Annotated in this window: 16 protein-coding genes and 1 pseudogene; 11 read left to right on the forward strand and 6 right to left on the reverse strand. The window is 71.7% G+C overall.

All coding sequences use genetic code 11. From position 1 onward, the window contains the following. Nucleotides 1-63: 63 nt before the first annotated feature. The 5 genes and pseudogenes from ACN28F_RS18460 to ACN28F_RS18480 form a co-directional block, all read left to right on the forward strand. A pseudogene (locus ACN28F_RS18460) lies at nucleotides 64-486 on the forward strand (hypothetical protein); the annotation flags it as partial. A 112-nt stretch (nucleotides 487-598) separates the two neighbouring features. Next, the gene (locus tag ACN28F_RS18465) at nucleotides 599-1,351 is read left to right on the forward strand and encodes a hypothetical protein (RefSeq protein ID WP_421358870.1); all 753 of its coding nucleotides are present in this window, start codon (nucleotides 599-601) and stop codon (nucleotides 1,349-1,351) included. An 842-nt stretch (nucleotides 1,352-2,193) separates the two neighbouring features. Then, nucleotides 2,194-3,561 (forward strand): endo-1,4-beta-xylanase, encoded by a 1,368-nt coding sequence (locus ACN28F_RS18470; RefSeq protein WP_421358871.1) that lies wholly within the window; start codon nucleotides 2,194-2,196, stop codon nucleotides 3,559-3,561. 31 nt (nucleotides 3,562-3,592) lie between these two features. Then, on the forward strand, nucleotides 3,593-5,308 hold the full coding sequence (locus tag ACN28F_RS18475) for a cellulose binding domain-containing protein (protein WP_421358873.1): 1,716 nt from the start codon (nucleotides 3,593-3,595) through the stop codon (nucleotides 5,306-5,308). 212 nt (nucleotides 5,309-5,520) lie between these two features. Further along, entirely contained in the window at nucleotides 5,521-5,784 is a 264-nt protein-coding gene (locus ACN28F_RS18480) for a hypothetical protein (RefSeq protein ID WP_289209170.1), read from the forward strand. Nucleotides 5,785-5,833: 49 nt separating this feature from the next. Here ACN28F_RS18480 and ACN28F_RS18485 read toward each other — a convergent pair whose 3' ends face one another. Then, nucleotides 5,834-8,326: a helicase-associated domain-containing protein gene (locus ACN28F_RS18485; protein ID WP_421358875.1), complete on the reverse strand. Its 2,493-nt coding sequence runs from the start codon at nucleotides 8,324-8,326 to the stop codon at nucleotides 5,834-5,836. A gap of 108 nt (nucleotides 8,327-8,434) precedes the next feature. On the opposite strand from ACN28F_RS18485, the gene ACN28F_RS18490 reads away from it, so the two are divergent. Both ACN28F_RS18490 and ACN28F_RS18495 read left to right on the forward strand, forming a co-directional pair. Next, the gene (locus ACN28F_RS18490; protein WP_289209172.1) at nucleotides 8,435-9,049 is read left to right on the forward strand and encodes an HAD family hydrolase; all 615 of its coding nucleotides are present in this window, start codon (nucleotides 8,435-8,437) and stop codon (nucleotides 9,047-9,049) included. Between the two features lie 33 nt (nucleotides 9,050-9,082). Continuing rightward, nucleotides 9,083-9,469, forward strand: a complete 387-nt coding sequence (locus ACN28F_RS18495; protein ID WP_282224171.1) for a cold-shock protein — start codon at nucleotides 9,083-9,085, stop codon at nucleotides 9,467-9,469. Between the two features lie 46 nt (nucleotides 9,470-9,515). Here the strand turns inward: ACN28F_RS18495 and ACN28F_RS18500 are convergent, their stop codons facing one another. From ACN28F_RS18500 to ACN28F_RS18510, 3 genes are read right to left on the reverse strand one after another with little or no spacing between them, the layout of a single operon-like run. Next, a complete protein-coding gene (locus ACN28F_RS18500; RefSeq protein ID WP_421358877.1) occupies nucleotides 9,516-10,373 on the reverse strand; it encodes a 1,4-dihydroxy-6-naphthoate synthase in 858 nt (285 codons plus the stop codon). Between the two features lies 1 nt (nucleotide 10,374). Then, entirely contained in the window at nucleotides 10,375-11,037 is a 663-nt protein-coding gene (locus ACN28F_RS18505; protein WP_289209174.1) for a futalosine hydrolase, read from the reverse strand. A gap of 19 nt (nucleotides 11,038-11,056) precedes the next feature. Further along, complete coding sequence (locus ACN28F_RS18510; protein ID WP_421358879.1) at nucleotides 11,057-12,922, reverse strand: MFS transporter; 1,866 nt, start codon at nucleotides 12,920-12,922, stop codon at nucleotides 11,057-11,059. Nucleotides 12,923-13,043: 121 nt separating this feature from the next. Here ACN28F_RS18510 and ACN28F_RS18515 point away from each other — a divergent pair, with 121 nt between their 5' ends. After that, nucleotides 13,044-13,835 (forward strand): DUF3027 domain-containing protein, encoded by a 792-nt coding sequence (locus tag ACN28F_RS18515; protein WP_289209175.1) that lies wholly within the window; start codon nucleotides 13,044-13,046, stop codon nucleotides 13,833-13,835. Here ACN28F_RS18515 and ACN28F_RS18520 read toward each other — a convergent pair. Next, entirely contained in the window at nucleotides 13,804-14,031 is a 228-nt protein-coding gene (locus tag ACN28F_RS18520) for a DUF2530 domain-containing protein (protein WP_289210813.1), read from the reverse strand. The two genes, ACN28F_RS18515 and ACN28F_RS18520, sit on opposite strands and share 32 nt — an antisense overlap. A gap of 279 nt (nucleotides 14,032-14,310) precedes the next feature. Here ACN28F_RS18520 and ACN28F_RS18525 point away from each other — a divergent pair, with 279 nt between their 5' ends. From ACN28F_RS18525 to ACN28F_RS18535, 3 genes are all read left to right on the forward strand, one after another. Beyond that, on the forward strand, nucleotides 14,311-15,774 hold the full coding sequence (locus tag ACN28F_RS18525) for an NCS2 family permease (RefSeq protein ID WP_421358881.1): 1,464 nt from the start codon (nucleotides 14,311-14,313) through the stop codon (nucleotides 15,772-15,774). Nucleotides 15,775-15,966: 192 nt separating this feature from the next. Then, complete coding sequence (locus ACN28F_RS18530; RefSeq protein ID WP_289210814.1) at nucleotides 15,967-16,398, forward strand: MarR family winged helix-turn-helix transcriptional regulator; 432 nt, start codon at nucleotides 15,967-15,969, stop codon at nucleotides 16,396-16,398. A 75-nt stretch (nucleotides 16,399-16,473) separates the two neighbouring features. Continuing rightward, nucleotides 16,474-17,805: an MFS transporter gene (locus tag ACN28F_RS18535; protein WP_421358883.1), complete on the forward strand. Its 1,332-nt coding sequence runs from the start codon at nucleotides 16,474-16,476 to the stop codon at nucleotides 17,803-17,805. A 30-nt stretch (nucleotides 17,806-17,835) separates the two neighbouring features. Here ACN28F_RS18535 and sepH read toward each other — a convergent pair whose 3' ends face one another. Continuing rightward, nucleotides 17,836-18,903 carry a septation protein SepH gene (gene sepH / locus ACN28F_RS18540; protein ID WP_289209178.1) on the reverse strand — a complete coding sequence of 356 codons (1,068 nt, stop codon included), beginning with the start codon at nucleotides 18,901-18,903 and terminating at the stop codon, nucleotides 17,836-17,838. Nucleotides 18,904-19,114: the final 211 nt, after the last annotated feature.

Raw genomic sequence — 19,114 nt, forward strand, 5'->3', positions numbered from 1 at the left:
GTGACCTGGCTGGCACACGCGCTCTGCGCGAAAAGGAAGGACGCAGTGACCCTCCGCAGGAAGATGGTCGCGCTGCTGGCCACGGCCGCAGTGCTGACCAGCGCCGGAGCGGCATACGCTCAAGGTGGCAACAGCACGAACGTCGTCACCGGGATCCAGAGCATCACCCCGATCACCGAGGTCTACACGTACGGCCAGCGGGTCTCCGCCGTCGCCGTCGAGTACAGCGCCAACGTCGACCCCGCCTCGATCGACCCGACGTCGTTCACCGTCTCCGACACGGTGTACAACTTCCGGTTCAACCCGATCGACGAGCTGTCGAAGATGGCCGACCGGACCATCACCAACGTCTACACCAACAGCCGGGCGCACACCCGGCACAACAAGCAGTCCGTCCACGGCCGGTACGTCATCATCGAGCTCGACCCGGCCGACGTCGGTGGGTGGACCGTGATCGTCTCCAAGTGCCCGACGTTCCTGTGCACCGTCAAGGTCAACCCGGACCTGCCGACCACGCTGGTCCAGCGCAAGCCGGTCCGGGCCCTGGGCAACGGCGGGCCGGTGCTCGCCCCCCGGCACCCCGAACCGCGTCCGCGCGATGACCAACGAGCCGGTGAACCTGCTCGTCGACGAGTTCTCCTCCGACGCCTTCCTCAGCGGCGGCATGGTGCTGCCGTACCACTACCACCTGCCGGCCAACTACGACCCGGCCAAGAAGTACCCACTGATGGTCGTCCTGCCCGGTCACGGCATGGGCTGGGACGGGGTCAACACCGGCGTACAGATCGCGGCGGACATCCCAGCGGTGGCCTGGCTGCAGCGCAGCTGGACCGGAAGCGACGAGGACGTCATCGTGCTGGCCCCGCAGAACCAGCGGGTCGGTGCCGCCGCCGAGGCCGACCTGCTGGTCAAGTTGATCGACCAGTTCATCGCCAACCACAGCGTCGACACCAGCCGGGTCTACGCGACCACCGTCTCCTACGGTTCGCAGTTGGCCTGGGAGGCGTTCGCCAAGCGGCCGGACCTGTGGGCGGCCGGCCTGATCACCGGCGGCTTCCAGGTCAACGCCACTCAGGCCGCGGCGATCGCCGAGGCCGAGATCCCGATCTACCTCACCCACGGGGTCAACGACCACCTGCTCAACATCTCGCTGGCCCGCAACTCCCGGGCGGCGCTGACCGCCGCGTACACCGAGGACGGCAAGACCGAGCAGGAGATCGCCGACTTGTTGCGCTACGTCGAGTACGGCAACGAGGAGTTCTCGCTGCCGGACTACCACGCCGCCTACGGTCCGACGTACGAGGATCGCAGCATCCTGAAGTGGGTGCTCAGCCAGCGCAAGGACGGCTGACCAGCCGGCCCTGTCGGCAGTCGTGTTGCCGGACCAGCCTGCTCGGACACCGTGCGGCGCGGCTGACCGGGCGGGAGCCGTGCGGCCGTTACCTACCTACCTACCTACCTACCTACCTACCTACCTACCTAACGCACCAGCGCGACCCGTCTGTCACCGTAGCCGGTGGCGGGCGGGTCGCTGCTTGCCGTCGAAACGGTTCGGCGTTTCGCTATTATAGTCAAGAACTCGGCGGCTGAAGCGTGGGTGGCGTCCTGCGTAGGAAAGACCCCTAAGTGGGATCTGTATTTGATCGGCCGCTCTTGACAACGTTTGGCGATTGTCGCTGCTCGATCTCTTGTGAATGTTGGCAATCACAACTATGCTCATGCTCGAGAGCGCAGGGCACGCTACGTGACTTCCGTGAAGGCCGACGCGGCCCGGCGGAGTCGGCACGGGCAGCGTTTGGACGCCGCCTGTCCGGGCCGCAGTGCCAGGCGCTTCATGCCGTCGATCCGGGCCCGACGGCGACCATCCGTTCCACCGGCCGCTCAGACCATCGATCCGTCACCGATGGCGACCTGGCGTGCCCGATCCCGCACCCCCTCCTGGTCCCGCGAGAAGGCGTACAGCAGTGCAACGCTCAGGTCTTCGACTCCTGACTGACGCGACGGCGGTGGCCACCGTCGAGGCTTCGATCGGGTATTCACGTTGCGCAACGGGTGGCAGTGCTTCGGTACCGGTTCGGGATCTGCAAATCGCGCGACGCGGGTGCTCGGTGGCGCCGTCACCGTCCGACGGTTCGAACTGAGCGTGCCGCGAAATGCCGCACGACACTGCACCCCCCCACGAAAGGCAAGGTAATGAGAAAGACCAGAAGCATCCATCTCATTGTCGCGGCCTCCGCGACGATGGTGATGGCTGCCGGAATGGCGGCGATTGTATCGACGCCAGCCAATGCGGCGACGACGCTTGGCGCGGCGGCGGCAGAGTCCGGCCGCTACTTCGGTGCCGCCACCAACTCGTTCATGCTGAACCGTCAACCACACGCCACGGTCCTCAACCGTGAGTTCAACTCGATCGTGGCCGAGAACGAGATGAAGTGGTACCACACCGAACCCAACCAGAACCAGTTCAACTTCACCGCAGGCGACCAGCTCATTGCCCACGCCCGCGCCCGAGGGATGACCGTACGCGGCCATACCCTCGTCTGGCACGCGCAGCAACCCGCGTGGGCGCAGAACCTGTCCGGCACCGCTTTGCGTAACGCCATGATCAACCACATCAACCGGGTCGCCGGCCACTGGCGGGGCCAGATCCACTCCTGGGACGTGGTCAACGAGGCCTTCGCCGACGGCAGCGGCGGCGGCCGGCGCGACTCCAACCTGCAACGCACCGGCAACGACTGGATCGAGGTCGCTTTCCGTACCGCCCGGGCCGCCGACCCGAGTGCCAAACTCTGCTACAACGACTACAACACCGACGGCGTCAACGCGAAGTCGACCGGCATCTACAACATGGTGCGCGATTTCAAGGCCCGTGGCGTGCCGATCGACTGCGTCGGACTGCAGTCGCACCTGGGCACCACCCTCGACCCCACCTACCAGCAGAACATTCAGCGCTTCGCCGACCTCGGCGTCGACGTACAGATCACCGAGCTCGACATCATGCAAGGCTCGAATCAGGCCAACATGTACGGCCAGGTCACCCGTGCCTGCCTCGCCGTCGCCCGGTGCACCGGCATCACCGTCTGGGGCGTCCTCGACCCCGACTCCTGGCGGACCGGAGCGAACCCGTTGCTGTTCGACGGCAACGGCAACAAGAAGCCCGCCTACGACGCAGTCCTCAACGCACTCAACGCCGGCGGCAACAACCCGCCGCCCGCCACGGCGCCGCCCACCACCGGGCCGCCGCCAATTACCACTCCACCGCCGTCGGGCGGCGGCTGCTCGGCCAGCGTGTCGCTGAACTCCTGGAATGGCGGCTTCGTGGCGACCGTGCGGGTCACCGCCGGATCGTCGGCGATCAACGGCTGGCGGGTGCGGCTCACGGTGCCCTCCGGCGCCACGGTCACCGGCGCGTGGAACGCCAACCGCAGCGGCAACACCGGTGCGGTGGACTTCACCAACGTGGACTACAACGGCCGGGTCGCCGCCGGCCAGTCGACAGAGTTCGGCTTCCAAGCCACCGGAAACGGCTCCATTCCCGCGCCCAGTTGCACCGCCAGCTGAGCCCGAGGTCGGATCGGATGAGGAGTAACAGATGGGAAGACTGAAGACCAACGCCGCCATCGTGTCGACCGGTGCCGTCCTGCTGGCCTCGGCGGCCGTCGCTGCGGCGGTGCCGGCCTCAGCGGCGGCCGGCTGCTCGGTGAACTACACGGTGTCGTCGTCGTGGCCGGGTGGGTTCGGCGCCAGCGTCACCATCACCAACCTCGGTGACGCGGTGACGAGCTGGACGCTGAACTGGAGCTTCGGTGCCGGGCAGACCGTCACCCAGGCGTGGAACACCACATTGACCCAGAGTGGGGCAGCCGTCACCGCGAGGAACGTCAGCTACAACGGTACCATTGCGACAAACGGGACGACGTCGTTCGGCTTCAACGGCTCGTGGAACGGCAGCAACCCCGTACCGACCGCCTTCACGATGAACGGCGTGGCCTGCACCGGCAGCACCACGCCCACGACGGCGCCGCCGACCACCGCGCCGCCGACGACCGCACCGCCCACAACGCGGCCGCCGACCGGCCCTGCGGACATCACGGTGAACACCGGCACCAGGTACCAGACAATCGACGGGTTCGGTGCCGCCACCTGGATCTGGGGCAGCAGCACCTGGTCGACAGCCGAGACCCAGACCCTGGTCGGGCTGGGCCCCAACCAACTGGGGTTGTCGATCGTCCGGACAGGCATCTCGCCGGAGTCCAGCGAATGGTCGAACCAGGTCAACGCGCTGCGAACGGCGAAGTCCGCCGGCTCCGGCGTGAAGATCCTGGCGTCACCGTGGACGGCGCCGGCGGCGTGGAAGACCAACAACAGTCGGATCAACGGCGGCAAGCTGCGGACCGACTACTACGACGACTACGCCAACCATCTGAACAGCTATGTCCAGTACATGCGCAACCAGGGGGTGACCGTCGACGTCACCTCGGTGCAGAACGAGCCGGACTGGCACCCCAGCTACGACTCGATGGACTGGAACGGGACCGAGCTGCGAAACTTCGTCCGCGACCACGGGTGGCGGGTGCAGAACACCGAGCTGATGGTTGCCGAGGCGGTCAACATGAACTACAGCTACACCGATCCGACCCTCAACGACGCAGGCGCGCGCAACAACATCGGCTACATTGGTGGCCATCTGTACGGCCTAGAGTCCCAGGGTCGACTGAAGCCGTACAACCTGGCCAACCAACACGGTAAGCCGGTGTGGATGACCGAGTGGAACCATCACGAGGCCGACGGCAGCGGCTCCAACATCTGGGGCAACCCGAGCAACGTTGCCGTCTGGGACGAGACGCTCGACGACATCATGCGTACCGTGCACCGGATTATGGAGGCCAACTGGGCCGCCTACATCTGGTGGTACGGCAAGCGGTTCTACTCCTTCATCGGTGACGGTGAGTCGGCCTTCGGCACCACGGCGGGGGCACCGCTCAAGCGCGGGTACGCCTTCTCGCAGTACGCCAAGTACGTCCGCCCCGGCTACCAGCGGGTCGCCCTGACCAAGAGCTCCAAGGCGTCACCGCTGGAGGTGACTGCGTACACCGGCGACGGGAAGACCACCCTGGTCATCCTCAACCGGTCGAACAGCGCGGTCAACGGTGCGGTCGTCGCGGCCCCGCAGAACGTCACGCGGGCCGAGCACTACCTCACCTCGCAGTACTCCAGCGCGGCCAGCCAGTCGGTCGGCGTCAACGGTAACCAGGTCACCGTAAACGTCGGCGCACGCAGCATCTCCACGGTCGTGCTCACCCACTGAGCCGATCCCGGTCCCGGTGCCGGTGCGGGCCCACGGCCCGCACCGGCACCGGAGGTCACCGTGCCGGACCTCCCGCCGGCAGGGCAACCTCCCGCCGGCACCGGGTGCCGCCGCCGACATCGGACACGTCGGCCGGCACCGGTTGCTGTCCGATCCCTCGCCGACCTGCCAGTCTGGAGACAGCGGTGTAACGATCGGACCGGGAGGCGGTCATGACGGTCAACGACAAGCCGGATCGACCAGGACCGGCCGACCGGAGCTACCCGGGGCCGGTCTCGCGGGCCACCCTCTTCTGGTACGCGTTCGCGTCCACTCTGCTCGTCGGCTGGTTCCTGTTCGGCTGGCTGGTCCTGCGCCAGGGCTTCATCGACTCCGTCGGCGAAGCCCTCGGCACCGGCTTCACGCTGCTGCTGGCCGTGTCGGTGGTCGAAGCAGCCCGCCGGCACCGACACGACGGCGGACCCCGCCCCGGCTGAAACCGGACGGCAGCCGGTCACCGCACCCCGCGGCCTGCCGCCGCCGTCGTCAGTCGTGCACCACGGCGGCCGTCACCCGCTGCAACGCGAAAGTGTGCAGCGTCTCGGTCCGCTCGTCCTCGGCCCGCAGGAAACCGGCCCCGATCGACACCGGCCGGACCAGACGTGACGCGGCGGCCCCGTGGGCGTCAACGTAACCCACCCAGACCAGCGACTTGTCCCGTACCGCCTGCTGCAGCACGGCCAGGGCCTGCGCGTGCGCCTGCACCGCCGCCAGCCCCTCGACCGGCTGGCCGTTTGCCGCCCGGACCGGCCCGGGGGCCCGCCGCGCCGCCCGGACCGCCGCCTCGCCACGCCGCAGCTGCTCCACCAGCGCGTCGATCCGGGGTTTGGTCAACGGCGGCGCCGCCAACGGGTCGACCGGGCGCATCGTCGCCGGATGCGGCGCCGGTGCCCGGCGTACCCGGGGCGGTCGCCGCAGCGCCGCCCCGGAACCGTCCTCCACCGTCGGCGCGTAGCCGGCCTGCCGCAGCGCGTCCACCAACCGGCCGGCCGTCGCCGCGCTGACCAGCACCGTCGGTGCCAGCCGCCGCAACGCCAGCCCGCCGAGCCGGCGGTCCGCCAGCACCTCGGCCAGCAGCGCCTCGTCGTCGCTGCGCAGGTACCCGCCGGCCGAACCGGCCCGCAGCCCACCGTGGGTACGGGCGGTGTCGTCGACCAGGTAGGTCAACCCCTGCGGCACCGGGGTGCGGGACCGGCGGGCGAACAGCTCGTGCAGATCGTCGGCGGACCAGCCGGCGTCCAGGGCGCGGCGGACACTGGCCGGGGTGACCCGGTGCACGCTCGCGGCCCCGGTCGACTCCGGCTCGGCCACCACCTCCAACTCGGCGGCGAGCGACGGCTCCGGCGGGCCCGGCACCACCACGGTCAGGTCGGCCTGGACCAGGAAATGGTCCACTGGGTCGGGCAGCAGCGCCGCCAACGCCCGCTCCACGGCGGACGCCTCGCCCCGATGCTCCCGCCCGGTCGACCGGACCCCGAGCGGGTCGTCGTCCACACTGGCCCAACCGGTCGCCGGATCGTCGGCGAGCAGCAGCCGGCCGTACCCGGTCAACGCCCCGAGCGCGGTGACGCCCAGGTGGGCCGCTTCGTCGAGCACCTCGCGGTGCAGCTCGTCGCGGCCCCGGCTGCGGCGCGGTGCCTGCCAGGCGAGCAGGGTCAGCACGTCGTCGGCGGTCGGTGCGCCCCCCGGCGCGAGCCCGGCCAGCACCGCCAGCACGGTACGGCGTACCGCCGGTGCGCCGGCCCGTTCCACCGCCGCCGACCGGGCGGTGATCGCCCGGTCCCGGTCGTCGCGGCCACCGATCAGACCGGGCCGGCGGGTCATCGCCAACCACGCCTGCGCCAGCTGCTCCCACCGGCGGGCCGGTGGCCGGGCGCACCACAGGTCGTAGCCGGTGGTCGGCAGCAGTTGCTGGTCGACGGCGGCCCGGTTGGCCGCGCCGCCGGCGTCGACCTCGCCGATCAGCCCGGCGGCGTACCCGACCTCGACCACCAGCCCGGCCAGCTGCTCGCTGACGCCGCCGGCGCGGGCCAGCCGCCGCAGCTCGCGTACGCCGATGCCGCCGGTACGCAGCATCGGCACCGGCTCCGCCGCCACCGCCTCCAACAGGTCGCCGGCGTGCCGGACGAACTCCATGGCCTGACCGGAGCCGGCCGCGTCGACGATTCTCGGCGTCCGCGCAGGGGCGGTCACCAGCGGCGGGTCGGGACGCAGCACGCCGAGCGGGCCGGTTTCCCGGCGCAGCAGCAGCCCGACCTCCCGGGGCAGTTCGACGGTCTGCCCGCCCTCGGCCCTCGGTACGTCGGTGACGACGGCCAGCAGTCCGGCGTCGACGAGCCACCGCACCGGACCCGGCTGGCCGGGCCCGGTCTCCGCGCCGCCGGTGCCGGTGCCGCCGGAGCCGGAGCCCGTGCCGCCGGTGCCGGATCCGACGGTGCCCAGCGGCGGCCCGGCGGCCAGCCGGTCGAGCACCGCCCGCGCCGGCGGTGCGGCGCTGAGCAGCGTACGGCGCAGCTGCGCCGGGTCCGCACACCGCCGCGCCACCTGGTCGTCCAGCTCGGCGGCGGGTCGGCCCAACCCCGCCGGGTACGGCGAACCCGCCTCGTCCACCCCGCCGGCCACCCGCAGCCCGGTCGGCGGACCGTAGAGCAGGCAGCGGGCCCGTAGCCGGTCCAGCGCCTGCCGTACCTGGTCGGTGGTGGCCGCGCCGCGCGGGGTGATGGCCATCGCGAGCACCGCGTCGACCGAGGTGACCCCGTCGGACGGATCCCTGGACAGCCGCGCCGCGTCGAGGATCCGCAGGGTGAACTCGTCCAGGTCGTCGAGGGCACGCGTGGTGGAGATCCGTGACTGGGCGCGGGCGGCCAGCGTCGCCAGGTCGGTCGGTGCCGGCACGACCAGATCCGGGCGCAGCCGCAGCAGTTCACCCAGCTCGGCATCGGAGCGGGACCGCAGGTGGTCGGCGAGTGTGGTGGTCATTGTTGTTCCACGCTAGCCCGCCGACGGCCGGCCGTGGCCCCGGCCGTGCCGCAGTGGGCCGAGTGGCCCGTGCGACGATGGCTGCCTGCCTGGGGAGGGAGCGGTGCGATGCCGCTGGTGGTCGGGTTCGACCTGGACATGACGTTGATCGACTCGCGGCCGGGGATCGCCGCGACGTACCGGGCGCTGACCGCGCGGACCGGGGTGCACGTCGACGCCGCGGTCGCGGTGTCCCGGCTGGGCCCGCCGCTACGCCACGAGATCAGCCAGTGGTTCCCGGCCGAGCAGGTCGACGCGGCGGTCGAGCAGTTCCGGGCGCTCTACCCCCGGTACGCGGTGGCGCCGTCGCTGCCGCTGCCCGGCGCGGTCGCCGCCCTCGACCTGATCCGCTCCCGGGGCGGCCAGGTGGTGGTGGTCACCTCCAAACTCGGCCGGCTCGCCCAACTGCACCTGGACCACCTGGGGCTGACGGTGGACGTTCTCGCCGGGGACCTGTTCGCCGAGGGCAAGGCGGCGGCACTGCGGGAGCACGGCGTACAGGTCTATGTGGGTGATCACACCGCGGACATGGTGGCCGCGCGGACCGCCGGCGTCCCCGGCCTGGGTGTCGCCTCCGGGCCCTGCCCGGCGGCGGATCTGCTGGCCGCCGGGGCGGCGGCGGTCATCGACGACCTGACCGGATTCCCAGCGGCGCTCGATGGTCGGCTCCGGCTAGCCTGGTGAGGTAAATCCGCCCAAGTGAAGTCGAGGTCAGTGGTGCCGACGGGTCGAGTGAAGTGGTACGACGCAGGGAAGGGTTACGGCTTCGTCACCAGCGACGAGGGCGGCGACGTGTTCCTGCCGAAGGGAGCGCTGCCAGCCGGCGTCACCGACCTCAAGTCCGGTCAACGGCTGGAGTTCGGCGTGGTCGACAGCCGGCGCGGTGCCCAGGCGCTCGGTGTGAAGCTGCTCGAGGCGCCACCGTCCGTCGCTGAGCTGCGACGCCGGCCGCCGGAGGAGCTGCATGGACTGGTCGAGGACATGATCAAGGTGTTGGAGGCGAAGGTCCAGCCGGACCTGCGCCGGGGTCGGTTCCCGGACCGCCGGACCGCGCAGACGGTCGCTCAGTTGGTGCACGCGGTCGCCCGCGAGCTGGAGACCTGAGCCACAGCAGGACAGGCAACGCAGCCGGACGCGGGCGGCAGCCCGATCAGCCGGGCGGCAGCGGCGGGGTCAGCCCCTGCGCTGCCGCCCGTTCCAGTAGGGCGGTCACCGCAGCCCGCCCGTCGGTGCCGAGGTCCTCGGTGAACTCGTTGACGTACAGCCCGATGTGCCGGTCCACCACCTCCGGCTCCATCTCCTGGGCGTGCCGCAGCACGTAGTCCCGGGAGGCGGCCGGGTCGGCCCAGGCCCGGCGGACCGAGTCGCGCACCCAGTCGGCGGCCTGCCGCGCGTCGACCGTCGAGCGGCGGGCCAGGATCGCCCCGAGCGGGATCGGCAGTCCGGTGTCGGCCTCCCACCAGGCGCCGAGGTCGACCAGTTCGGTCAGCCCGTACCGGGGGTAGGTGAACCGGGCCTCGTGGATCACCAGTCCGGCGTCGTAGCGGCCGGCGGCCACCCCGGGCATGATCTCGTGGAACGGCACGACCTCGATCCGGGCCGGCGGACGGTCCGCCGACCAGAGCCGCAGCAGCAGGTACGCGGTGGTCCGTTCACCGGGTACGGCGACCGTCGCCCCGGTCAGGTCACCGGTGGCCAGGCCGCTGTCAGCTCGGGCATCGCCGGCCTGCTTGCCGGCCTGCTTGCCGGCGGTGAGCAGCAGCGGGCCGCAGCCCCGGCCGAGCGCCCCACCGCAGGGCAGCAGTTCGTACTGGTCGAGCAGCCACGGCAGCGCCGCGTAGCTGACCTTCACCAGGTCGAACTCGCCGCGCGCGGCGGCGGTGTTGGTGACGTCCACGTCGGCGTAGGTGACGGTCACCGGTGGCGCGCCCGGCACCTGGCCGTGCGCCAGGGCGTGGAACACGAACGTGTCGTTGGGGCAGGGGGAGAACGCCAGGTGCAGAGCCACGTCAGCCACGGTAGTCGGCGTACCGGCCGGTGAGCGCGGCGGCGGCGTCGGTCAGCGCGGCCAGCGCAGGTGGGATGCGCCACGCCGCGCGGTCGCGTGGGCCGACCGGGTTGGAGATGGTCCGCAGTTCCGCGAAGGGCAGGCCGAACAGCCGGGCCGCGACGGCCACCCCGAAACCTTCCATGGCTTCGGCGGTGGCGTCCGGGTAGCGGTCGGCGAGGGTGGCGGCTGTCGCGGCACTGCCGGTGACGGTGTTGACGGTCAGCACCACCCCCGGCACGGCCTGCGGCAGGGCGGCGCGCAGCCAGCTGGTGAGCCGCTCGTCGGTGCCCGCGACCGCGCTGCCGAAGCCGAGTTCGTCCAGGCTGAGGAAGCCGTCCGGGGACTGTGCGCCGAGGTCGGCGGCGACGCTGCGGGTCGCGACGGTGGTCTGTCCCAGGTCGATCCGGCCGGCGAAGCCGCCGCCGATCCCGACGCTGAGCACCCCCTGGTACGGCCGTCCGGCGCTGGCCGCGAGCGCCAGTTGCCGGCTGGTCGCGGCTGCCGCCACGGCGGCACCGACACCGACGGCGACCACCTCCGGCGGCGTACCGGGTGTCGCGGTCAGCCCGTGGCGTACGGCGGCGGCCTCGGCGTCGACCGCCGTCACGATCAGCAGTGGCACGCGGTGGTCCTTCCGGGGGTCACCGGCCCGGTGGCGGCCCGCTGGTCGGGCCCGCTCCGTCGGGGCGTGGCCGGGCCGTCGACGGTCGGTAGATGTGGAAGCCGGGTGGGGTGGCGTCGTCGGGGTCATCCTGCCCGACGTCGGTGCCGGCCGGTGCGGCGGTCGGCGCGCCGCCGGTGGCGGCTGGCCCGGGGGTGGCTCCGGCCGCTGGCCCGGCGGTGGCTGCCGATGTCGCCGGCTCGGCCCCGGTGGCTGAGGTGCCGGCCGGACCGGCGGGGACCGGTGCCGGTGGCGCGGACCGGGAGCGGGGCCGGGGCCGGGCCGGAAAAATGGACCGGCGGGCCCGTGGCGGCACGGGGCCCGGCCCGACCGCTTGCGCCGGGGCGGCCGCCGGGCCGTCCGCGCTGTCGTGGGAAGGGCCGTCGTCGGTCGCGCTGTCGTTTGCTGGGCTGTCGTGGGCCGGGCCGTCGTCGGCCGGGCTGTCGTGGGCCGGGCCGTCGTCGGCCGGGCGACCGTTGAGCCGCTCCCGCCGGTGCCGGCTGGCGACGAACGCGGCCCGCGCCGCCGCGAGTACGGCGAACCCGGCCGCCGCCGCGACCCCGATCCGGCCGTCCATCGGGATGAGACCGAGCGCCCCACCGGCCACGAAGGCCAGCATCAGGATCGTCTCGGAGTGGGCGAAGGCGCTGGCCCGCTGTCGTTCGGCGATCCGTTCCTGGATCGTGGCGTCCACGGCGAGTTTCGCTATCCCGCTGATCACGGCGGTGACGAAGCAGAACAGTGCCACCATCGGCAGGGAGAACTGCACGATGGCGAGCACCCCGACGCCGGCGACGATCACCAGCCCGCTGGACTGCAGCGCCAGCGGTCGGTGGATGCGCATCCGGCTGCCGATCGCGGTGGCGATGAAGCTGCCGGCGGCCAACGCGGCGCCGACCACCCCGAGCGCGCCCTCGTCGCCGAGGTCGCGGCCCAGCACGACGGTGGTCAGGTCGCCGGCCTTGATCGCGAAGGCGAGGTAGAGCAGCAGGAAACCGTAGAGGCAGCGCAGTGTGGCGCTGCCGATCAGGGTCGCGATCACCAGCCGGCCGGTGAGAATCCGCTGCCGGTGTGCCTCGCGACGCAGCCCGAACACGCGCAACGCCCGCGGGACCCGCTCAGGTGGATCCGAGTCGGCGCGTGGCGGCAGGCGCAACGCGATGACCATGCCGACCAGGAAGATCACCGAGGCGACCCGCAGCGGCCACTGCGGTCCGAACCAGAACGCCGCCAACCCCAGCGGGGCCACCACGGCACCGGCGATCGTGCCGTAGACGCTGGCCCGGGCACCGGCCTGGGACAGTCCCAGGCCGGGTGGGAGCAGCCGGGGTACGGCGGCCGAGCGGCCGACGCCGTACGCGCGGGACAGGGCCAGCACCCCGAACGCCGCCGGGTACAGGCCGAAGCCGTTGAGGTGGTCGGCGATCAGCCAGGCCAGGAACGCCCGGCCCAGCATGGTGGTGGCCAGGGCGTACCGCCGGCCGTGCCGGAAATGGTCGAGCACCGGGCCGACGACCGGTGCCAGCAGGGCGAACGGGACCATGGTGACCAGCAGGTAGAGCGCGACGCTGCTGCGGGCCTCGCCCAGCGGGGCGCTGAAGAAGATCGTGCCGGCGAGCCCGATGGTGATCAGCGTGTCGCCGGCGCAGGAGGTGGCGTGCAGGTCGAACAGCCGGGTCATGCCGGGTTCGCCGCCGGCGCCGCGCTGGCGTACCTGCAGGACCTTGCGCCCCGCCCAGCGACTGCTGTACGCGGTGCCGCGCAGCACGGCGCGGGTGCCGCGGACCGCGGTCCCGGTGGTGTGCCCGATCGAGCGGAACAGCCCCATGTGCTCATCCTCACCCATCCGCACACGCCCCGTCTCGGGCTGTACCGGAAATCCGGCACGAGAGGGCGGACGCGGCGGCGGTACGGACCGGTCGGGGAGTGCCTGTCGCCGACGCCGGCCGGTAGGCAACAATGGGAGGGTGACCAGGAGCACCGCTCGCGCCTCCCGCCTCGATGCGGTCTGTGCCAAGGCTGTCGACGTCGCCTACGCGGCGCTTGCCGAGGCGGTGGACCCGGCCGAGATCGGCGACCACCTACAGGCGGTTGCGGAGGGTGAGAGATTGGTCACCCACCTGTTCGAGTGTCGGTTGTCCGGCTATCAGGGCTGGCGCTGGGCGGTCACCGTCACCCGGGTGTCGCGCAGTCGCCAGGTGACTGTCTGCGAGACGGTGCTGCTGCCCGGCCCGGACGCGCTGCTCGCCCCTGGCTGGCTGCCCTGGCACGAGCGTCTGCAGCCGGGCGACCTCGGCGTCGGCGATCTGCTGCCGACGTCGTTCGACGACGACCGGCTGGCCCCCGGCTACCTGCAGTCCGACGACCCCGCCGTGGAGGAGGTCAGTTGGGAGCTCGGCCTCGGGCGCAGCCGGGTGATGTCCCGGCAGGGGCGGGCCGACACGGCGCAGCGTTGGTACGACGGTGAGCACGGGCCGCAGGCACCCATCTCGACCGCTGCCCCGGCCACTGCCCGCTGCGGTACCTGCGGCTTCTACCTGCAGTTGGCCGGGGCGTTGCGGCAGGCGTTCGGGGTGTGCGGCAACGTGTACGCGCCCGACGACGGCCGGGTGGTGAGCGTGGACCACGGCTGTGGGGCGCACTCCGAGGCGCTGTCCGGCCCGGTCGAGACGCCGGTCGACGAGTTGCCGACCATCTACGACGACGGCGAGGTGGAGACGGTCGACGTCACGACGCGGTCGGCGGCTCCGCAGGACTGACCCGCTCCCGGCGGCGGCGTCGGTGGGCGTCGTGCCGCAGCATCACCGCCAGACCGGGCAGCCCGACCAGCAGTCCGGCGAGGCAGGTCCACAGCCAGTCGGTCCGCCCGGTGTCGGCCAGCCAGTCGCGGGCCAGCAGACAGACCAGCCCGGCGAGCGCCCAGGCGATCAGGCCGCCGGCGGCGATCGGCACCATCGGCGGGTCGAGCGGCTCCGGCCGGGGCGCCGACCGCAGCGGTAGCGGTAGGACGCGGCCGCCGCCGGGCTCCGGCGGGTTCGGCGACGGCGATTCGGGCACCAGGCCAGCGTACGTCCTGGTTGATCACCTCGGGGGTACGGATGAGTCCGTCGTCACGGTGTCGTCGACCGGCCCACCGCTGCCGTTGTTGCTGGACGTAACCAGGATGACCTTCCTTGGTAACAGTTGATCTGAGACGATGCGCCCATCCATCCTTATGATCAGCTGTGAGGACCCATGGCGACAGTGCCGGAGGAGACGACCGGGCCGACCCCGGACCGCACCCCGCGTAACGCGTTCGACCGGTTCTTCGAGATCACCGCCCGGGGCTCGACCCCGGGCCGGGAGGTACGCGGCGGGCTGGCCACCTTCTTCACGATGGCCTACATCGTGGTGCTCAACCCGTTGATCCTGGGCAGCGCCGTGGACGGCGACGGGGCCGCGTTGGCGATCCCGGCGATCGCTGCGGCGACCGCCCTGGTCGCCGGATTGATGACCCTGCTGATGGGGGTGGTCGCCCGGTTCCCGTTGGCGCTGGCCGCCGGTCTCGGCGTGAACGCCCTGGTCGCCTTCGAGATCGCGCCGCAGATGACCTGGGCCGACGCCATGGGGCTGGTGGTCATCGAAGGCGTGATCATCCTGGTGCTGGTGCTGACCGGGCTGCGTACCGCCGTCTTCCGGGCGGTACCGACCCAGCTCAAGACCGCGATCGGGGTCGGCATCGGACTCTTCCTGGCGCTGATCGGCTTCGTCAACGCCGGGTTCGTCACCGGCGGCACCGCGTCGCCGCCGCTCGGCCTGGGCGTCAACGGCATGATCGCCACCTGGCCGGCGTTCGTCTTCGTGCTCGGCCTGCTGCTCACCCTGGTGCTGGTGGTCCGCAAGGTACGCGGCGCGATCCTGATCGGCATCCTCGGCTCCACGGTGCTGGCGATCGTCGTCGAGGCGATCGGCCGATTCGGCCCGGCCGGTGGCCCGGACGGCCGGCCCGGCGGCTGGGCGTTGACCGTGCCGAGCCTGCCGGACCAGGTCTTCGGGATGCCGGACCTGTCGCTGCTGGGCAACTTCAGCGTGCTCGGTGCCTGGGAGTCGGCGACCTGGCTGGTAGCCCTGATGTTCGTCTTCACGCTGCTGCTGACCGACTTCTTCGACACCATGGGCACCATGGTGGCCGTCGGCCAGGAAGGCGGTCTGCTCGACGACGAGGGAATGCCGCCGAGGACCAAGGAGATCCTGGTCGTCGACTCAATCGCCGCGGCGGCGGGCGGCATGGCCAGTACGTCGAGCAACACCTCGTACATCGAAAGTGCCGCCGGGGTCGCGGAGGGTGCCCGCACCGGGGTGGCCAACCTGGTCACCGGCGGGTTGTTCCTGCTCGCGGTCTTCCTGTCGCCGCTGGTCGAGGTGGTGCCGTTCGAGGCGGCGTCGACCGCGCTGGTGGTGGTCGGGTTCCTGATGCTGACCGCGGTGCGCACCATCGACTGGACCGACTACGAGATCGCCATCCCGGCGTTCCTGACGATCGTGCTGATGCCGTTCACCTACTCGATCTCCAACGGCATCGGTGCCGGGGTGATCACCTTCGTACTGATCAAGCTGGTGAAGGGCCGCGCGGCGGCGGTGCACCCGCTGCTGTACGGGGTGGCCGTGCTGTTCACCCTCTACTTCCTGCGTCACCCGTTGGAGCTGCTGATCGGCTGACCGCCCGGGCCGGCCTGCTCGGGGACCGGCTGACCGGCCGGGCCGGCCTGCTCGCTGATCGGCTGACCAGCCGGGGCCCGCCCGGGCCCCGGCACCGGCGGTACCCTGGGGGCCGCCGGTGACGGTGGTCATAACGGCTGGGCGATCAGTGGTTCGTTAGTTAGGCTAACGAACGTGACGGAGTGGGCGGTGATGGGAGAGCAGGTCTCAGCCGCGCAACTGGCCGTGTCGTTGCGCGACGCCATCACCCGACTCAACCGACGGGTCCGACAGGCCCGCCCGGTCGGCGACCTGACGGTCACCCAGCTCTCCGCGCTCACCAGCCTGCAACTGGCTGGTGCGCTGACCCCGCGGGAGCTGTCCGAGATCGAGCGGGTCCAGCCGCCGACGATGACCAAGATCGTCGCGAAGCTCGAAGAGCGCGGACTGGTCAGGCGTACCCCGCACCCGACCGACGGTCGGCAGGTGATCCTGTCGGCCACCGAATCGGGCCGCGAGGTGCTCGCCGCGTTCGAGCGGATACGTGACGAGTGGTTGGCCAGCCGGCTCGACGCGCTGAGCCCCGACCAACGCGACACGTTGCGCCAGGCCGCGGAGATCCTGCAGCAGGTGTCGCGCGGCTGACGCGCCGCTCGTCGGCCACCGGGTCCGCTTCGTCCCACGTGGATGACGCGTACGATCCGAGGAGGCGCACCCCGAGTGCGGGCGAAACTGACCACCACTTTCCAGTCCCTGCGGGTCCGGAACTACCGGATCTTCGCCACCGGTCAGCTGATCAAGCTGATCGGCGTGTGGATGATGTTCATCGCGCAGGACTGGCTCGTCCTGCAACTGTCCGACGACTCCGCCACCGCGCTCGGCGTCGTCGTCGCCCTGCAGTTCACCCCGGTGCTGCTGTTCACCCTGGTCTTCGGCCGGCTCGCCGACCGCTACGACAAGCGGATGCTGCTGTTCGTCGCGAACGCGATGTGGTTCGTGCTCGCCCTCGGCATGAGCGTGCTGGTGCTGACCGGCGCCGTGCAACTGTGGCACGTGTTCGTCTTCGCCGGACTGCTCGGCGTCGGCAACGCCCTGGAGACCCCGGTCCGGCAGGCCTTCGTCTCCGAGCTGGTCGGCACCCCGCTGCTGCCCAACGCCCTCGGCCTGTCCTCGGCGACGTTCAACACCGCGCGGATCGTCGGCCCGGCCGTCGCCGGCCTGGCGATCGCCGCGTTCGACGTCGGCCCGGTCTTCCTGATCAGCGCGATCGCGTCGGCCGCCCCGCTGGTGGGCCTGATCCAGATGCGCGCCAGCGAGCTGTACCGTGCCGACCTGCCCGTCGGCGGGGCCCGCGACAGCGCAAAGGTCGCCGACGGGCTGCGCTACGTCGCCCGCCGGCCCGACCTGATGCTGCCGATGGGTCTGATGGCCGTCATGGGGCTGCTGCTGTTCAACTTCCAGATCACCCTCGCCGCGTTGGCCAAGACGGTGTTCGACACCGGGGCGGCGTCGTTCGGTCTGTTCACCACCGCGTTGGCCACCGGCGCGTTGGCCGGCGCGCTCGCCGCCAGCGGCCGGCGCGGTCGCCCATCGGTGTACGTGGTGCTCGGCAGCGCGCTGGCCTTCGCCGGCCTCGCCACCCTGGTCGGGTTGGCACCGACGTACTGGCTGGTGGTGGCGTTGCTGGTGCCGACCGGATTCTTCATGGTCTACTTCGCGCAGGCGTCCAACCAGCGGGTCCAGCTAGGCGTCGACGCCGCGTTCCGGGGCCGGGTGATGGCCCTGTGGGTGCTGGTCTTCCTGGGCACCAACCCGGTCGGTGCGCCGGCCATCGGCTGGGTCGCCGAGCACCTAGGTGCCGGGGCGAGCATCTGGCTCGGCGGCACCCTGTCGTTCCTGACCGCCGCCGCCGCGCTGCTGTGGCAGCTACGCCGTACCGGCGGTCGGCTGCGGCTGCGCTGGGCTCCACTGCCGAGGTTCTACGTCCTCCCCGCCCCACCCGCGACGATCTTGCAGTTATCGCGAGGAAATGTCGAGTTTGTCCAACGATAACTGCAAGATCGTCGGCGACGGGCGGGGTTGTCAGGAGCTGGCGCGGTCGGCCGGGCCGCTGCCGAACAGCACGTCGTCCCAGCTGGGCAGCCGCTTGCGGGGCTTGCCGGTGCCATCGGCTGGGGTCTCACCGCCGGTGCCGGTGGCGGCACGACGGGGCCGCAGCACCGCCAGCGACGGCACGGCTGGGACCTCCTTGGGTGCGTCGGCGTCGTCGTCGAAGGCCGACCCGGCACCGCCGCCGAGCAACGCGGCCGCGCCGCCGGCCACCGGCCGCTGCCGGGGCGTCTCGGCGTTGGCCGCCGGCTCCAGACCGCGACCGGCCGCCGAACCCAGCGGACGGTCCAGCGACGCGAGCAGCGCGTCCCGCCCGGCGCGGATCGGGTCCCGGGAGGGCCGGGGCTGGTCGCCGGGGGCGGCGGGCAACGCGTGCCCGCGACCCAGCTCACCCCGGGACGGCCCGGGCAGGGCGTGCCCGCCACGCTCCGCCGTCGGCTCCTGGCCGAGGATCTGAGTGGGCCGCTCGGTGCAGAGGTACTGCGCCATGTCGTCGTGCGGTGAGATCACCTGACGGCTCTTGTCGAGCTCCCAGATGGCCTGGGCGGTGGCCTTGCCGGACGGCCAGGTGGCGATGATCCGCCAGGTGCCGTCGTCACGCCGGTACGCGTCCCAGGAGATCTTCTCCGCGTCGATGCCGTGCTGGGCCAGTCGCCCGTCCACGACCTCGGCCAGCGGGGCGCCCTTCTCGGAGTTCTTCAGCCGGGTCCGGCGGGCGTGCTGGGCGAGCATCGCCCGCTCCTGCAGCACCGGGCCGGCGTACCGCAGGACCCGGTCGACCGGCACCCCGGCGATGCGGGCGACGTCGTCGGCGGACTCGCCGGCCCGGATCCGGGCCTGGATGTCCCGCGGCGACAGCGACGGCTTCGGGTCACCCGGCGCGCCGGCGACCGCCAGCGTGGCGGGGCTGGTGCCGGGATCGGCCTGTACGGCGGTGGAGACCCGGTCGTCGATGGGCAGGGCGAGCAGTCGGCCGACCTCGTCAGCGAGGACCAGGGCCTGTCCGTCCTCGGAGAGGGCGACGAAGCGTACTGGGCGCATCGCGTTGCCTCCGTCCCGCCGAGCTGCCCCACGCCGTAGGCCGACCTCGCCCCCCGGCGTCCTCAGGCACACGGTACGCCGATAAGTCACCCGATGGGAGTAGGCCACGCCGGGCATGTCGAGTGAGCTGCCCGGATCCGCCCCGGCCGGCGAGTCGGGTGGTCGACAGTGATCGAGGACCGGCGATCACGGATGGTGAGTCCGCCGACCA

Origin of the sequence: Solwaraspora sp. WMMA2101, assembly GCF_049179175.1 — a bacterium.
Classification (GTDB): Bacteria; Actinomycetota; Actinomycetes; order Mycobacteriales; family Micromonosporaceae; genus Micromonospora_E.

Excerpts from the sequence above, each read along its gene's own strand:
- ACN28F_RS18465 (WP_421358870.1), top strand. The coding sequence starts at position 599 with ATGACCAACGAGCCGGTGAACCTGCTCGTCGACGAGTTCTCCTCCGAC.
- ACN28F_RS18470 (WP_421358871.1), top strand. The coding sequence starts at position 2,194 with ATGAGAAAGACCAGAAGCATCCATCTCATTGTCGCGGCCTCCGCGACG.
- ACN28F_RS18475 (WP_421358873.1), top strand. The coding sequence starts at position 3,593 with ATGGGAAGACTGAAGACCAACGCCGCCATCGTGTCGACCGGTGCCGTC.
- ACN28F_RS18480 (WP_289209170.1), top strand. The coding sequence starts at position 5,521 with ATGACGGTCAACGACAAGCCGGATCGACCAGGACCGGCCGACCGGAGC.
- ACN28F_RS18485 (WP_421358875.1), bottom strand. The coding sequence starts at position 8,326 with ATGACCACCACACTCGCCGACCACCTGCGGTCCCGCTCCGATGCCGAG.
- ACN28F_RS18490 (WP_289209172.1), top strand. The coding sequence starts at position 8,435 with ATGCCGCTGGTGGTCGGGTTCGACCTGGACATGACGTTGATCGACTCG.
- ACN28F_RS18510 (WP_421358879.1), bottom strand. The coding sequence starts at position 12,922 with ATGGGTGAGGATGAGCACATGGGGCTGTTCCGCTCGATCGGGCACACC.
- ACN28F_RS18520 (WP_289210813.1), bottom strand. The coding sequence starts at position 14,031 with ATGGTGCCGATCGCCGCCGGCGGCCTGATCGCCTGGGCGCTCGCCGGG.
- ACN28F_RS18525 (WP_421358881.1), top strand. The coding sequence starts at position 14,311 with ATGGCGACAGTGCCGGAGGAGACGACCGGGCCGACCCCGGACCGCACC.
- ACN28F_RS18530 (WP_289210814.1), top strand. The coding sequence starts at position 15,967 with ATGGGAGAGCAGGTCTCAGCCGCGCAACTGGCCGTGTCGTTGCGCGAC.
- sepH (WP_289209178.1), bottom strand. The coding sequence starts at position 18,903 with ATGCGCCCAGTACGCTTCGTCGCCCTCTCCGAGGACGGACAGGCCCTG.